This window comes from Nocardioides caldifontis (assembly GCF_008087345.1).
GTDB lineage: Bacteria > Actinomycetota > Actinomycetes > Propionibacteriales > Nocardioidaceae > Marmoricola_A > Marmoricola_A caldifontis.
This window is the reverse complement of record NZ_VHIB01000001.1, coordinates 213,369-228,650: the sequence shown is the minus strand read 5'-3', so window position 1 is coordinate 228,650 and position 15,282 is coordinate 213,369. Positions and strand designations below refer to the sequence as shown.

General features: G+C 75.2%; 11 protein-coding genes. 7 read left to right on the top strand and 4 right to left on the bottom strand.

All coding sequences use genetic code 11. The features are described 5' to 3' along the window. Window positions 1-90 precede the first annotated feature (90 nt). Genes FIP57_RS09230 through FIP57_RS09205 form a run of 6 tightly spaced genes read left to right on the top strand, consistent with a single transcriptional unit; the run spans window position 91 to window position 11,104 of the window. Complete coding sequence (locus FIP57_RS09230) at window positions 91-768, top strand: VOC family protein (RefSeq protein ID WP_148573242.1); 678 nt, start codon at window positions 91-93, stop codon at window positions 766-768. A gap of 17 nt (window positions 769-785) precedes the next feature. Beyond that, entirely contained in the window at window positions 786-4,118 is a 3,333-nt protein-coding gene (gene recC, locus FIP57_RS09225) for an exodeoxyribonuclease V subunit gamma (protein WP_148573241.1), read from the top strand. After that, window positions 4,115-7,510 carry a UvrD-helicase domain-containing protein gene (locus FIP57_RS09220; RefSeq protein ID WP_148573240.1) on the top strand — a complete coding sequence of 1,132 codons (3,396 nt, stop codon included), beginning with the start codon at window positions 4,115-4,117 and terminating at the stop codon, window positions 7,508-7,510. The genes recC and FIP57_RS09220 overlap by 4 nt, the downstream gene beginning before the upstream one ends. Further along, the gene (recD, locus tag FIP57_RS09215; protein ID WP_148573239.1) at window positions 7,507-9,288 is read left to right on the top strand and encodes an exodeoxyribonuclease V subunit alpha; all 1,782 of its coding nucleotides are present in this window, start codon (window positions 7,507-7,509) and stop codon (window positions 9,286-9,288) included. The genes FIP57_RS09220 and recD overlap by 4 nt, the downstream gene beginning before the upstream one ends. Next, a complete protein-coding gene (locus tag FIP57_RS09210; protein ID WP_148573238.1) occupies window positions 9,285-10,325 on the top strand; it encodes a sugar-transfer associated ATP-grasp domain-containing protein in 1,041 nt (346 codons plus the stop codon). Before recD ends, FIP57_RS09210 begins: the two co-directional genes overlap by 4 nt. Before the next feature lie 38 nt (window positions 10,326-10,363). Beyond that, on the top strand, window positions 10,364-11,104 hold the full coding sequence (locus FIP57_RS09205) for a mycothiol-dependent nitroreductase Rv2466c family protein (protein WP_148573237.1): 741 nt from the start codon (window positions 10,364-10,366) through the stop codon (window positions 11,102-11,104). Window positions 11,105-11,107: 3 nt separating this feature from the next. On the opposite strand, the gene FIP57_RS09200 is transcribed toward FIP57_RS09205, so the two are convergent. The 3 genes from FIP57_RS09200 to FIP57_RS09190 form a co-directional block, all read right to left on the bottom strand. After that, window positions 11,108-11,491, bottom strand: coding sequence for a hypothetical protein (locus FIP57_RS09200; RefSeq protein WP_148573236.1), 384 nt, complete (start codon window positions 11,489-11,491; stop codon window positions 11,108-11,110). A gap of 62 nt (window positions 11,492-11,553) precedes the next feature. After that, window positions 11,554-12,213, bottom strand: a complete 660-nt coding sequence (locus FIP57_RS09195) for a response regulator transcription factor (protein ID WP_275266159.1) — start codon at window positions 12,211-12,213, stop codon at window positions 11,554-11,556. After that, the gene (locus FIP57_RS09190) at window positions 12,210-13,376 is read right to left on the bottom strand and encodes a sensor histidine kinase (protein ID WP_148573235.1); all 1,167 of its coding nucleotides are present in this window, start codon (window positions 13,374-13,376) and stop codon (window positions 12,210-12,212) included. The genes FIP57_RS09195 and FIP57_RS09190 overlap by 4 nt, the downstream gene beginning before the upstream one ends. Window positions 13,377-13,576: 200 nt before the next feature. On the opposite strand from FIP57_RS09190, the gene FIP57_RS09185 reads away from it, so the two are divergent. Continuing rightward, the gene (locus FIP57_RS09185) at window positions 13,577-14,254 is read left to right on the top strand and encodes a hypothetical protein (RefSeq protein WP_148573234.1); all 678 of its coding nucleotides are present in this window, start codon (window positions 13,577-13,579) and stop codon (window positions 14,252-14,254) included. A gap of 175 nt (window positions 14,255-14,429) precedes the next feature. Here the strand turns inward: FIP57_RS09185 and FIP57_RS09180 are convergent, their stop codons facing one another. Next, window positions 14,430-15,260, bottom strand: coding sequence for an MBL fold metallo-hydrolase (locus FIP57_RS09180; RefSeq protein WP_203231143.1), 831 nt, complete (start codon window positions 15,258-15,260; stop codon window positions 14,430-14,432). Window positions 15,261-15,282 lie beyond the last annotated feature (22 nt).

The window sequence follows — 15,282 nt, the reverse complement described above, 5'->3', positions numbered from 1 at the left end:
CGGGCGGACCGTTCCGGGCGGCATCCGGGGGCCTGTGGACGGGGGCGGTCGCTGCCACGTTCTGTCGGGAGCCCCGTGTAGGAATGGGCCATGGCGATCGCGACCTACAAGGACCTCTCCATCGACGCGGTGGACCCCGACCGGATGGGTCGGTTCTGGGGCGCCCTGCTCCGCCTCGAGCCGGAATCCCGCGGGGACGGCCTGGTCAGGCTCGTCGGCCCGACCGAGCAGCACACGGTGTGGCACGCGCGGGTCCCGGAGCCGGTGACGGTGAAGCAGCGGGCCCACGTCGACGTCCGCGCCGCGAGCGTGAAGGACGTCGAGGCGCTGGGGGCCACGGTCGTCGACGCGGAGAGCTTCTCCTGGACGGTCATGAAGGACCCCGAGGGCGGCGAGCTCTGCGTCTTCGAGACGCCCGGGTCGCCGGAGAAGCCGCACGGCATGTTCGAGCTGATCATCGCGACCGACCAGGACCCGAAGGCGCTCGCGCGGTGGTGGGCCGAGGTGCTCGGTGCGGAGCTGCACGAGGAGGAGGAGTTCGCCTACATCGAGGAGGTCCCGGGGCTCCCCTTCGAGACGATCGACTTCGTCCCGGTCCCGGAGCCCAAGACGGTGAAGAACCGGATCCACTTCGACGTCGACGGCGACGCCGCCGCTCTCACCGCCAAGGGTGCGACCGTCCTCCGCGAACCCGACGAGACGATCTCGTGGACGGTGATGGCCGATCCCCACGGCAACGAGTTCTGCGTCTTCGCGCCGGAAGCCTGAGGGACCGCCGGACCTCCATGACCCTGCACCTCCACCACGCGACCCGCACCGACGCGCTCGCGGACGCCCTGGCAGCCCTGCTCGCCGAGCCCCTGGACGACCCCTTCGCCGAGGAGGTCGTCGTCGTGCCGGCGAAGGGCGTCGAGCGGTGGCTCGCCCAGCGGCTGTCGCACCGGCTCGGGGCCGGACCGCGGGGTGAGGACGGCGTCTGCGCCGGGGTGCGGTTCCTCAACCCCCGCTCGCTGGTGGCGATGCTGACCGGCACCGAGCGGGACGACCCCTGGGACCCGGACCGCTACGTGTGGCCGCTCCTCGACGTCGTCGACGACGCGCTCGACGAGCCGTGGTGCCGCACGCTCGCCCGTCACCTGGGCCACGGCGTGGAGGGTGAGCAGGGCGAGCTGCGACGGGAGCGCCGCTACTCCGTCGTACGCCGGATCGCGGGGCTGTTCGCCGCCTACGCCGTGCAGCGTCCCGGCGTGCTCACCGACTGGCGGGAGGGCCGTGACACCGACGGCTGCGGGGTGGTGCTCCCCACCGACCTCGCCTGGCAGCCGGAGCTGTGGCGGCGGCTGGTCGCGCAGGTCGACGCCCCGCCGCCCGACGTCCGCCACGCCACCGTCCTGGAGGAGGTCCGCGGCGGGCGACCTCTCGCGCTGCCCGACCGGCTGTCGATGTTCGGCCACACCCGGATGCCGCGGACCGAGCTCGAGCTGCTGCGGGCGGTCGGCGAGGTCCGCGAGGTCCACCTCTGGCTCCCGCAGCCGTCGCCCGCGGCGTGGTCGCGGCTGGAGGGCGCCCTCGCCGACGGGCCGGTCCGGCGCGCTGCGGACGGCAGCGGCCGCCTCGTGCACCACCCGCTGCTCTCGTCGCTGGGCCGGGACGCCCGCGAGCTGCAACGGTCGCTGGCGGTGCTCGGGCCGGTGGAGAGCCACGTCGTGCCGGCGTCCGCGCCACCGCGGACCACGCTCCTCGGCCTCCTCCAGCAGGACCTCCGGGACGACACGGTCCCGACGGCTGCCAGCACCGCCTCCCGCACCCTCGACCCGGCCGACCGCAGCGTCCAGGTGCACGCCTGCCACGGGGCGATGCGCCAGGTGGAGGTGCTCCGCGAGTTGCTGGTCGGGCTGATGGAGGACGACCCGACCCTCGAGCCGCGCGACGTCCTCGTCATGTGCCCCGACGTGGAGGCCTACGCGCCGCTGTTCTCCGCCGCCTTCGGGCTCGGGGACGGTGCGACCGACGCCCACCCGGCTCACGGGCTCCGGGTCCGGCTCGCCGACCGCGGGCTGATGAGCACCAACCCGCTGCTCGCGATGGCGGCGACCCTGGTCACGATCGCCGGCGGCCGGGCCACGGCCAGCGAGGTGCTCGACCTGGCGGCCGCCGAGCCGGTGCGCCACCGGTTCGCCTGGGGCGACGACGACCTCGCGACGATCACCACGTGGGTGGAGTCCGCCGGGGTCCGGTGGGGGCTGACCAGCGAGCTGCGGGCGCCGTACAAGCTGCAGCGGCTCGGCCAGAACACCTGGCAGGCCGGGCTCGACCGGATCCTGCTCGGCGCGGCGATGGCCGAGGAGGAGGGGTGCACCCTTGGGCCGTGCCTGCCGCTCGACGACGTCGGCAGCTCGGCCGTCGACCTCGCCGGCCGGCTCGCCGAGATGGTGGACCGGCTCGAGCGGGTGGTCGTCGCGCTCCGCGGGGCACGCACCCTCGAGGAGTGGGTGACGCTGCTCCGCGAAGGGGTGCTCGACCTCGGCTCGACGGCGCCACGGGACGCCTGGCAGGTCACCCAGTTCGAGCGCGAGCTCGACGGGGTGCTGGAGGCGGGGCGGACCGCCGGCAGCGGGGGCACCGAGCTGCGGCTCCCCGACGTCCGCACCCTCCTCGAGCTGCGGCTGGAGCCCCGGCCCACCCGGGCGAACTTCCGCACCGGCAACCTCACCGTCTCCACGCTCGTCCCGATGCGCTCGGTGCCGCACCGCGTGGTCTGCCTCGTCGGGCTCGACGACGGACTCTTCCCGCGGAGCACCGTGACCGACGGCGACGACGTCCTCGCCCGCGACCCGATGACCGGCGAGCGCGACCCGAGGAGCGAGGACCGCCAGCTCCTCCTCGACGCGGTGCTGGCCACCGGCGAGACGCTCGTCGTCACCTACACCGGGGCCAACGAGCACTCCGGCCAGGAGCGGCCGCCGGCGGTCCCGCTCGGTGAGCTGCTCGACGCCCTCGAGCGGACCGTCCCCGGCGCCCGCGAGCAGGCGCTGGTCCGCCACCCGCTCCAGCCGTTCGACCCGCGCAACTTCACCGGCGACCGCCCGTTCAGCTTCGACCGCGCGGCGCTCGCCGGGGCCCGCGCGGCCGCCGGTCCACGGGCGGAGGCCGTGCCGATCGCGGGCGAGCCGCTGCCGGCCGCCACCGCTCCGGACGTGACCCTCGAGGCGCTCCAGGCGTTCCTCGCCCACCCGGTCCGCGGCTTCCTGCGGCAGCGGCTGGACGTGGCCGTCCCCGCCGAGCACGAGCAGGTCGACGACGCGCTGCCGGTCGAGCTCGACGCATTGACCAAGTGGCAGGTCGGCGACCGGGTCCTCCGCCAGGCGATCTCGGGGCTCGACCCGCAGCACGTCTTCCTCGCCGAGCAGTACCGCGGCGACCTGCCCCCGCTCCAGCTCGGCACCCGGCTGCTCGAGGAGATCGCCCAGCGGGTCAACGGGCTCTACCTCGCCAGCGCCCCCGACCGCTCGCTCGAGCCTCGGTCCGTCGACGTCACCGTCGACCTCGGCGGCGGCCGGCGGCTGACCGGGGTGGTGCCCGACGTGCGCGGCAACCGGATCGTGCGGGTCCACTACTCCTCGCTGTCGGCCAAGCACCGGCTCGCCAGCTGGGTGGACCTGCTCGCGCTCTCGGCGGGGCTCCCCGACCAGGTGTGGACCGCGGCGACCTACGGCTACCACAAGGCCCAGGGGTGGCGGCGCTCGCTGCTCGGCCCGGTCGACCACTCCGCCCTCGACCTCCTCCGCGCGCTGGTCGACGTCCACGACCGGGGGCTCCGCGAGCCGCTGCCGCTGCCGTTGAAGACCGGCCACGCTTGGGCCGACGCGGTCCGGGCGCACAAGAACCCGCTCTGGTCCGCGAAGCGGGAGTGGGAGCCCGGCGACAACAGTCCGGTGCCCGGCGAGCAGGAGGACGCCGCCCACGTGCGGGTGCACGGCCGGGCAGCCCCGTTCAGCCGGCTCCTCGAGGATGCGCGCCCCGACGAGCAGTGGGTCGCCGGGGAGCGGAACCGGCTGGGCCAGTACTCCCGCCGCATCTGGGACCCCGTCTTCGACCACGAGCAGGTGAGCTCGTGACCGCCCCCACCGCCCTCGAGCCCGAGGTCTTCGACATCTGCGGGCCGCTGCCTGCGCCCGGGACCACCACGCTCCTCGAGGCGAGCGCCGGCACCGGCAAGACCTGGACGATCGCCGCGCTCGTCACCCGGTTCGTCGCCGAGGGGCACGCCCCGCTCGAGAAGATGCTGGTGGTCACCTTCGGACGCGCTGCGAGCCAGGAGCTCCGCGAACGGGTCCGCACCCAGCTCGTCGCCGCCGAGCAGGCGCTCGATGCTGCGCTGGACGGTCGGCCGTCGTCGGAGCCGGACGCCCTGGTCGAGCAGCTCCTCGACGCCGACACCGCCGAGCTCGAGGAGCGGCGTGCCCGGCTCCGCGACGCGCTCACCGACTTCGACGGCGCGACGATCGCCACCACCCACCAGTTCTGCCAGCTGGTGCTCCGCAGCCTCGGCGTGGCCGGCGACACCGACGCGGGGGCCCGGCTCGTGGAGGACCTCGACGACCTGCTGGTCGAGGTGGTCGACGACCTGTACCTCCGGCGGTACGCCCACGTCGACGAGGTCCCGGCCTTCGACCGCCGTACGGCGCTGGAGGTGGCGCGGAAGGCCGTCGGCGACCCGCAGGCACGGCTCGAGCCGCAGGACGCCGAGGAGGGAACCCCGGCCGGGATGCGGTTCCGGTTCGCCCGCGCGGTCCGCGACGAGATGGAGCTCCGCAAGCGGCGGCTCGGCGTCCTCAGCTACGACGACCTGCTGAGCCGGCTCGCCGACGCGCTCGAGGACGACGACGCCCCGGCACGGCAGCGGATGCAGGAGCGGTGGCACGTCGTCCTCGTCGACGAGTTCCAGGACACCGACCCCGTGCAGTGGCAGGTGCTCGACCGGGCGTTCGGCGGCCAGGCGCGGATGGTGCTCATCGGTGACCCCAAGCAGGCGATCTACGCCTTCCGCGGCGGCGACGTGGTCACCTACCTGCAGGCCGAGGAGACCGCCCACGAGAAGCGGACGCTCGGCACCAGCTACCGCAGCGACCGGCCGCTCCTCGACTCCGTCCAGGCCGTCCTCCGGGGGGCCGCGCTCGGCGAGGAGAAGATCGTCGTCCGCGACGTGACCGCCGCGCACCCCGACCGCCGGTTGGAGGGTGCGCCGTCACCGGCGCCGTTCCGGATCCGGGTGGTCGACGCCGCCCGGTTCCCCCAAGGGAAGAGCGGTGGAAGGAGCAAGGGCGTCGCGATCGGGGAGCTCCGTGAGCTCGTCGCGGCCGACCTGGCCGCGGACATCAAGGCGCTGCTCGCCTCCGACGCCACCTTCTGCGGCCGGCCGCTGCGGGCCGCCGACGTCGCGGTGCTCTGCGAGACACGCAAACAGTGCGAGGTCGCCCGCGCAGGGCTCGCCGCCGCGGGGATCCAGGCAGTGATCGCCGGGAGCGGCAGCGTCTACTCGACCCAGGGCGCCGACGAGTGGCTCTGCCTGCTCGAGGCGATGGAGCAGCCGCACCGCAGCGGGCGGGTGCGGGCGGCGGCCCTCACCACCTTCTTCGGCCACACCGCGGCGGAGCTCGACGAGGAGGGCGACGCGCTCACCCAGCGGGTCGGCGAGGTCCTGCGCGACTGGGCGGACCTGCTCCGGCTCCGCGGCGTGGCGGCGGTCTTCGAGACCGCGGTCGCCCGTCAGGGGCTGGTCTCGCGCGCCCTCGGCCAGGAGGGCGGCGAACGGCTGATGACCGACCTGCGCCACGTCGGGGAGTCGCTCCACGACGTCGCCTCCCGGGACCGGCTCGGGCTGGTCGCCCTGCTCGCGTGGATGCGCGAGCGGATGGCGCAGGCACGGCTCGACGTCACCGGCGAGCGGACCCGCCGGCTCGACAGCGACGCCGCGGCGGTGCAGATCCTCACCATCCACGGCAGCAAGGGGCTGCAGTTCCCGGTCGTCCACCTGCCGTTCGTCGCCGACCTTTACCCGCGCACCCCGGCCTACCCGCTCTACCACGACGACGACGGCACCCGGTGCCTCGACGTCGGCGGCAGCGGCTCCGGCTCCGAGGCGTGCCACCGCGCCACCGAGGAGGAGGCGGGGGAGGACCTCCGGCTGCTGTACGTCGCCATGACCCGTGCCCAGTCCCAGCTGGTCACCTGGTGGTTCCCGAGCGCGAAGAACACCGCGACCGCACCGCTGCACCGGATGCTCTTCGGACGCCGTCCCGGCCAGGCCGAGGTGCTCCGCTCCGCCCCGGTGCCCGGTGACGAGCGGGCCCTCGAGATCCTCCGCCACTGGGAGGCCGCCGGTGGTCCGAGCGTGGAGCCGGTCGGCGACCGTCCGGCCGTGCCCCCGCCGGCCCGCCCGGGTGCCGAGCGGCTCCAGGTGCGCCGGTGGACCCGCGCGGTCGACCCGGTGTGGCGGCGCACGTCGTACACCGCGCTGAGCAGCGCCGCAGCGGCGGCCGAGCCGGTGGCTGCCTTCGGCAGCGAGCCGGAGGTCGTCCCCAAGCAGGACGAGCCCGACGTGGTGGTGCCGCCGGTGGCGAGCGGTGGCGGGGTGCCGTCGCCGATGGCCGACCTGCCCGTCGGCGCGACCTTCGGGTCGCTGGTCCACGCGGTGCTGGAGACGACTGACCCCGCGGCGCCCGACCACGGCGGCGACCTCCACGCGGCGTTGCTGGAGCAGGTCCGCGCCCATCGGGTCCGGTGGCCCGTCGACGTCGACGAGGAGGCGCTCGCGTCGGCGCTCGTCGCGGTCCACGACTCGCCGCTAGGCCCGCTCGCCGAGGGGCGCACGCTGCGGACCATCGGGCTGCAGGACCGGATGGCCGAGCTCGACTTCGAGCTGCCGCTCGCCGGCGGGGACGTGCTCGACCACCCCGCCACCCGCGCCCGGCTCTCCGACCTCGGGCCGCTGCTGCGGGCGCACCTCCCCGAGGGCGACCCGCTGTTGCCGTACGCCGACGTCCTCGACGGGGAGGGCCACGCCGCCCAGCTGCTGCACGGCTACCTCACCGGCTCGGTCGACGTCGTGCTCCGGCTGGGCGAGCGGTTCCTGGTCGTCGACTACAAGAGCAACTGGCTCGGCGGACCGGACGAGCCGCTGACCTCCGACCACTACCGCCCCGAGCGGCTCGCCGCGGCGATGACGCACTCGAGCTACCCGCTCCAGGCCCTGCTGTACGCCGTGGTGCTGCACCGGTTCCTGCGGTGGCGGGTCCGGGGCTACGAGCCGGAGCGCCACCTCGGCGGCGTGGCGTACCTCTACCTCCGCGGCATGTGCGGTCCCGACACACCGCTGGTGGACGGCCACCCCTGCGGCGTGTTCTCGTGGCGACCGCCGGTCGCGCTCGTCGACGCGGTCTCGGGGCTGCTCGACGGTGTCCGTGGCGGCGCCGGAGCGCCCGGTCGACAGGGAGGGGTGGGCCGATGACCACGACCGAGCTCGCGCCGCCCGAGGACCCCCGCGACCGTCGACTCGCGCTGCGGGCCACGGGGCTGCTCCACGACCACAACGCCGCGGGGGTGCTGACCGCCGCCGACGTCCACGTCGCCCGGCGGCTCGGCCGGCTCGCCGGGGAGGACGACGAGGAGGTGCTGCTCGCGGCCGCGCTCGCCGTGCGGGCGGTCCGCTCCGGCTCGGTCTCCCTCGCGCTCGACCGGGTCGCCGAGGTGGCGCCCGAGCTCCCCTGGCCGGACCCCGACCGATGGGCGGCGACCGTCTCCGCGAGCCCGCTCGCGGGGTCGGCGCTCCGGGTCGAGGACGGGCTGCTCTACCTCGACCGCTACTGGCGGGAGGAGAGCCAGGTCGTCGCGGCCCTCGAGGCGCGGGCGGCCGCGCCACCGCCCGAGCCGGGGACCCGGCTGCCGCAGGGGCTCGAGGCGTACTTCCCCGGCGACTCCTTCACCGACCAGCGGGGCGCGGCCGAGGCGGCCTGCCGGCAGTGGACGACGGTGATGACCGGCGGCCCCGGCACCGGCAAGACCACGACGGTCGCGCGGCTGCTCGGCGTGCTGCTGAGCCAGTCGGACGAGCCGCTGCGGATCGCGCTGGCCGCGCCGACCGGGAAGGCCGCCGCCCGGATGGCGCAGGCGGTCCGCGAGGCGACGCAGCAGCCCACCTTCCCCGGCGCCCGGCCCGACGACGGCGAGCAGGAGCGCGCCCGGGTCGAGCGGATCCGTTCGCTCGAGGCGACCACGCTGCACCGGCTGCTCGGCAGCCGCCCCGACAACCGCACGCGGTTCCGCCACCACCGCGGCAACCGGCTCCCGCACGACGTGGTGGTCGTCGACGAGACCTCGATGGTGTCGCTGTCGCTGATGGCCCGGCTGCTCGAGGCGGTCCGCCCCGACGCGCGGCTGGTGCTCGTCGGCGACGCCGACCAGCTGGCGTCGGTGGAGGCCGGGGCGGTGCTCAAGGACCTGGTCGACGGCTACGCGGCGGCAGCCTCGACAGGCGCCGGCCCGGTCACCCGGCTCACCACCACCCGCCGCTACGGCCACGCGATCGGGGGACTGGCCGAGGCGGTGCGCACCGGGGACGCCGACGAGGTGCTGGCCCGGCTGGGGGCCGGCGATGAGCGCGTCCGGTGGGCCGACGCCGACGAGCTTCCCGGGCTGCTGGGCGAGCACGTCCTCGCGCTCGCGGCGGCGGCCGAGGCGGGGGACCACGCGGAGGCGCTGCTGCGGTTCGACCGCCACCGGCTGCTCTGCGCCCACCGCGAGGGGCCCTACGGCGTCGGCCACTGGAACCGGTTCGTCGAACGGCTCCTCATGGAGGGGACCGGGCGCGACTGGCTCCCCGAGTGGTACGCCGGCCGCCCGCTGATCGTGAGCTCCAACGACTACGGCCTCGGGCTGTTCAACGGCGACACCGGCGTGGTCTGCGCCGACCCGGCCGGCGGGGTGACCGCGGTGCTCGGGGACGGGGCGGTGCCGGGAGCGGTGAAGACCCTGAGCACCGCGCGGCTCGCCGACGTGTCGACCGCCCACGCGATGACGGTGCACCGCAGCCAGGGCAGCCAGTTCGACGAGGTGACGGTCCTCCTCCCCGAGCCCGAGTCACGGATCCTGACCCGGGAGCTCTTCTACACCGCGGTGACCCGCGCCCGCTCCGCCGTGCGCGTGGTGGGGAGCGAGGAGTCGGTCCGCGCCGCCGTCGAGCGCCAGGCCCAGCGGGCGACCGGCCTGGCCCGGCGGCTCGGCGGGTGAGCCGGGTGCGGACCGGTGCGGTGCAGGTGCGGGACCGGCTCCGCCGGGCCGCCGTCGCGAGGATCGCGGAGCTCGACGACGGGGACTACGCCGCCTTCGGGTTCGACCACCGGCCGTTGAAGGAGGCCACCGGCTACGTCGGCTGGCCGGCCTGCGCGCGCTGGCTGCCGGTCCTCAACACCGGGCCGGACCTCGCCGTGCTCGACGACAAGGAGGAGTTCCGCGCCGTGCTCGCGGCTCGCGGGCTCCCGGTCCCCGAGACGGTCGCGGTCTTCGACCCGCGCACCGACGACCCGCACGAGGTCCGGGCGGCGCTGACGGCGTACCGCGACGGGCTGGTGGTCAAGCCGGCCCGCGGCGGCCGGGGTCGCGGGGTGGTGATCTTCACCGACCTCGACGAGGACGCCCGGACCGGCACGACCGTGCGGGGCAAGAAGGTCCGGCTGGTGAAGGCGCTCGAGCGGAGCGCGGCTGCGGTGGAGGGCCCGGTGGTCGTGCAGCGGCGGCTCCGGCAGCACCACGCGATGGACCCGTACGCGCCGCAGGGCCACAGCACCGTCCGGGTCTACACGCTCCGCCGCGTGGACGGCACTCTCCGCCACGTCGGGGCCCACCTCCGGCTCGGGCGGCGCCACTCGATGACCGACCACGTCTGGGGCGGCTCGGTCGGGGCCGACATCGACGTCGACACCGGGCTGGTCGGGCAGGGCGTGCAGGTGAGCAAGGCCGGCTACGAGCCCACCGACCGGCACCCCGAGACCGGGGTGGTGTTCCGGGGCACCACCGTGCCGTGGTGGGGCGAGGTGCGCGCGCTGTGCGAGACGGTGGCGCAGCTGTTCCCCGAGGTCCGGTTCGTCGGCTGGGACGTGATGGTCACCGACGACGGCCCGCGGATGCTCGAGGGCAACCGCGACATCCGGCTCCGCACCCTCCAGGTGCTGCGCGGCGGGGTGCTCGACGACGGGCTCCGCGCCGACCTCGAGGAGCTCGGCGTCACCGTCCCGCGTGGGTGGCTGCAGCGGGCCGTCGGCAACTGACGGGTTGGGTCCGTCGGCCTGCTGGGCATGCTGCCCCCATGACGCACCCCGAGATCCGCTACTACTTCGACCCTGTCTGCCCCTTCGCCTGGATGACCAGCAAGTGGGTGCGGAAGGTGCAGCGGCTCAAGGAGTACGACGTGGAGTGGCGCACGATCTCGCTGCGCATGCTCAACGCCCACGTCGACTACGACGCGCACTTCCCGCCCGAGTACGAAGCCAGCCACACCGCCGGGCTCCGGCTCCTCCGGGTCGCCCACGCCGCCCGCGCCGACCACGGCCCCGAGGTCGTCGGCCGGCTCTACGAGGCGCTCGGCACCCGCATCTGGGACTCGCCCCCGCCGGAGGACGGGTGGGGAGCCACCGAGGACGGGCTCGACCCGCGTGGCACCCCCGCCTTCCTCCTGCCCGTGCTCGAGGAGCTCGGCCTCCCCGCCGGGCTCGCGGACCGGCTCGACGACGAGGCGCTCGACCTCGGCATCCGCGCCGAGACCGACGAGGCGCTCGCCCTGGCCGGCAAGGACGTCGGCACGCCGATCATCCACTTCGAGCCGCCGGAGGGGGTCGCCTTCTTCGGTCCGGTGATCTCCCGGCTGCCGAGCGACGAGGACGCCGTACGGCTGTGGGACCACGTCGTCGGGCTGGCGACCTTCGGCGGCTTCGCCGAGCTCAAGCGCAGCCTGCGCGAGCTGCCGCAGCTGCGGGGCCTGGGCGTGGAGGAGGACGAGACCGGCACCGAGGAGGACTGGCACGGCGGCAGCCGCCGGCAGAAGAAGTAGCCGTCACCCCGCCGTCTCGTGCGGCACCGAGAGCCGCGGGACGCCGCCGAGGCCGAGCCGGTACCGCGTGTGCGCGGCGAACTCGCCGAGGGTGTCCCACAGCGCCTGGTGGGCCGCCCACGGCAGCGGTTCGTCGCCCTCGCGCCAGCTGTCCCCGAACGAGACGAACACCGGCGTCCACTCCGCAGCGTCGTCCCAGGCACCGCGGCGCGCCAACAGCATCCGGCGGCGGATCTGGAACGCCATCCGCGGTCCGTCGGTGTACGTCGGCGCCGTCTCGACCGGCCACACCCACATGTCCCGGCCCATCAGCGCCAGCTCGAGCTCGCGCAGCACCGCGGGATCCACCAGCACCGTGGCGACGTTCTCGTGGGGCTGCCTCCGCACGCACGGCACGGTACGCCCGCCCGCCGACAGCCGTCACCCCTCCGGGGCCGGGGCAGCCCGGTTCACCGCTCGCCCGGGGTCAGCAGCCCGCTCTCGTAGGCGAACGCGATCGCCCGCGGCCGGTCCCGCAGCCCGAGCTTCTCCAGCACCTTGCCGAGGTGGGTCTTCACCGTCGTCTCCCCGAGGTACAGCTCCGCCGCGATCTCGGCGTTGCTCAGCCCCTTCCCGACCAGCGCGAGCACCTGGGTCTCCCGCGGGGTGAGCTGGTCGAGCGCCGGGTGCCGGACGGTCGCCGGCCCGGCACCGAACCGGGAGATCACCCCCGGCACCACCGCGGGGTCGATCACCCCCTGACCGCGGCTGGCCCGGCGGATCGCCTCGACCATGTCCTCCGGCGGTGAGCTCTTCAGCAGGAACCCGGCCACCCCGTGGCGCATCGCCTGGTCGACGACTGCGTCCTCGTCGAAGGTGGTCAGGATCAGCACGCGCGTGCCCGGCGCCGCCTCGACGATCCGCTCCGCGGCCGCGAGCCCGTCGAGCCGCGGCATCCGGACGTCCATCAGCACCACGTCGGGGCGCTGGGCGGTCACCACGCGGACGGCGTCCTCGCCGTCGACGGCCTCGCCGACCACCTCGAGGTCGGGCTCCCCGTCGATGAGCAGCCGGAGCCCGGCGCGGACCATCGCCTCGTCGTCGGCGAGCACCACCCGCAGCGTCGTCACGCCGTCGCCCCCTCGCGAGCAGCGACCGCCCGCGGAGCGGCGAGCGGCAGGACCGCCTCGACCGCGAACCCGTCGCCCCGGGGCTCCGCCGCGAGCGTCCCGCCGAGCACCGCCGCCCGCTCCCGCATCCCCGGCAACCCGTGGCCGCCGGCCGGGTGCGCGACCGCGGGACGGGTCGCGCGGCCGTTGACGACCGCGAGCCGGATCGCCTGCCGGTCGACCTCGACAGCCACCTCCACCGGGGCGCCCGGCGCGTGGCGGAGGGCGTTGGTGAGCGCCTCCTGGAGGATCCGGTACGCCGACATGTCCACCGCCTGCGGCACCTCCTCCAGGGGACCGGTCAGCGTCATGGCCACGGTCGTGCCGGCGGTGCGGACGTTGGCGACGAGCTCGTCGAGCTGGGCCAGGGAGGGGAGCGGGGCGAGGGCCGCCGGCTCGCCCTCGCGCACCAGCCCGACGATCCGCCGCAGCTCGTCGACCGCCTGGCGACCGAGCTCCTCGGCGCCGCGCAGGGCCTCCTCCTCGACGGGACGGTCCTGGAGCCGTCGCCGCACGACCCCGACCTGGAGGGTCATCACGCTCACCGTGTGGGCGACCGCGTCGTGCAGCTCCTGCGAGATCCGGGTGCGCTCGGCGGCGACCGCCACCTCGGCCTGCTTGCTCCGCTCCACACGGAGCGCCTCCGTCAGCCGGTGCAGCTCCGCGGACCGCTCGTGCTCGCGTCGAAGCAGGATCCCCACCACCCACGCCGGCCCGAGGACGAGGACGAAGAACGCGAACTCCCAGACCGTCTCCCCGGCCCAGACCAGCGTCGTCGCGGGGACCAACGCGCCGACCGCGTAGGCCAGCAGCCCCATCCTGGGGCCGAGCCGGTAGGCGGCGTTGCCGACGAGCAGCATCGCGGCGATCAGCTGGGTGCCGCCGGTCGGCGGGAGCTCCTGGAACAGCGGCGGGACGCCGATCGAGGCGACGAGGAGCAGCACGCCCGCGAACGGCGCCCACCGGGCGAGCAGCACGGACGCCCCGACGACCAGGGAGACCGAGACGTTGTGGACGGTGAACCCGGCCTCCGGACCGCCGTACCCGGACTCGAAGAGCGCCGCTGCCGTCATCACGACCGCGGCGCCGGCGTACGGCGCGGGGCCGGTCAGGAGGCGGTTCACCGGGCAAATGTAAGGGGCTCCGGGGCTGCCGAGGCTCCTCCCGGGACACGACGGGACCTCCTACCCCAGGAGGATCCCGGGACCCTCCGGACCGGCTCCGGGTCGCAACCAGGTCGGGCTCGCCGTCCGATCCGCCGGCTGGTCGCCGTCCCTAGCGTTCTGGTCACCGCAACAACAACTCGATCCGAAGGACGCTCACCATGACCAGCACCATCCTCGACCGCCCCGCCACCGGCCACGAGCAGGCGGCGCGCGGCGGCTCCCTCACCACCCTCGGCGGTGCCGCCTTCATCGCGGCCCCGCTGCTCTTCGCGGCCGGCGCGTGGACCTCGCCGCCGCAGGAGAGCGCGAGCGACGCCGACTACATCGCCTCGCTCGCGGAGGACCCGTCGCTCACCACGATCTCGGCGACCTTCTTCCACTACTCCTGGGTGCTCTACGCGTTCGGGGCCTTGGCGGCTCTCGGGCTCGTGCGTGGCCGGCGCGGGCGTGGGCTGACCACGGTCGGCGCGCTGGCCGGGGCGTTCGGCGCCATCCAGTTCACCGGGCTGCTGCTCAACGACTGGTTCCTCGCCGCGATGGGCAACGAGATCTCGATCGAGCAGTCGGTGGAGATCTTCCACGCCATGGGCGACCCGGGCTTCGTCAGCTGGCTCATGACCGCGAAGGTGTTCGGGCTGCTCGGCTTCCCGGTGCTCTACGCCGGACTCGCCCGCGCCGGGGTGATCAGCTGGTGGCTCGTCGTCCCGTCGCTGCTCCCGATGGTGGTCTTCGCGGTGGTTCCAGGCGTCCTCGGGATCGCCCTGGCCACCGGCTGCACCGCGGCGGCGTTCGTCACCGGGTGGCGGCTCGTCCAGCGGGGCCGGCTCGCGGCCTGAGGGGCCACTCGGACGGGCAGCTCGGCCGCCCGGCGCCCCTGGGAGGTGCCGGGAGGGCCGAGCTGCACGTCGTTCCGACCGGGGGATCAGCGCCAGGGGTCCTCGGGGTGCCACACCCGCGGCAGCCACAGCTCGACCCCGTCCCGGTCGGCGAGGGCGCCGAGGACCCGCATCGTCACGTCGAGATCGTCGCCGGCGTAGGCAGCGCGCGGAGCGGGCGGTCGAGCGGGCGGAAGAAGTCGTCCCAGTGGACCAGGACCGCCCGGCGGGCGCCGACGGTGCCGACGGTGTGGCGCCAGTAGTCGCGGAGGTACGCCTCGTCCTGGATCCCGAGCTGGCCGACCCCGAGGTACGCGACCTCCGCCGACCGCCCCTCCAGCGCGCCGGCCACGAACCCGGCGCTGCCCTGCACCAGCAGGCTCCGCCCGGTCGGCCGGTGCTCGACCAGCAGCGACCACGCCTCGCCGCACCGGTAGGCCGTCGCCTTCGCCGGCGGCACCACCGGCGCGGTGATCTCGCCGGGGTACCGGTCCGGCGGGCAGTGATCCGACTCCAGGAACGCCACGTCGAACGCGCCCAGCCGCACCTCGTCGCCCGACGAGACCTGGCGGAGCCGCTCCTCCGGCAGCCCGCCGCCCCGCCCCAGGTTCACCGCCGAGCGGCCGCCGACCAGCAGCGCACCGGTCCGCTGGGCCACCACCGCCGAGTCCAGCGCGTGGTCGAAGTGCGTGTGCACCGGCACCACCGCGTCGAGCCGGTCGATCCCCGCGCCGCGGAGGCACCCCGCCACGCGGCGGGTGTCCGGCGCGAGGCGGCGCAGCGCCACGGTGGCCAGCGACGGCCGGCTGAAGTAGCCGTCGGTGAGCAGCGCCGACTCCCCGTCGCTCACGTGCAGCGTCGCCACCCCGAGGAACGTCACGGTCAGCGGCGAGCCCGGTGTCACGGGCGGCACCGCGAACCGGTCGGCGTACGCGTCGATGTCGGGACGGCCGAGCCTCGCTCTCACGGCCACACCCTAGGAGCCTCGG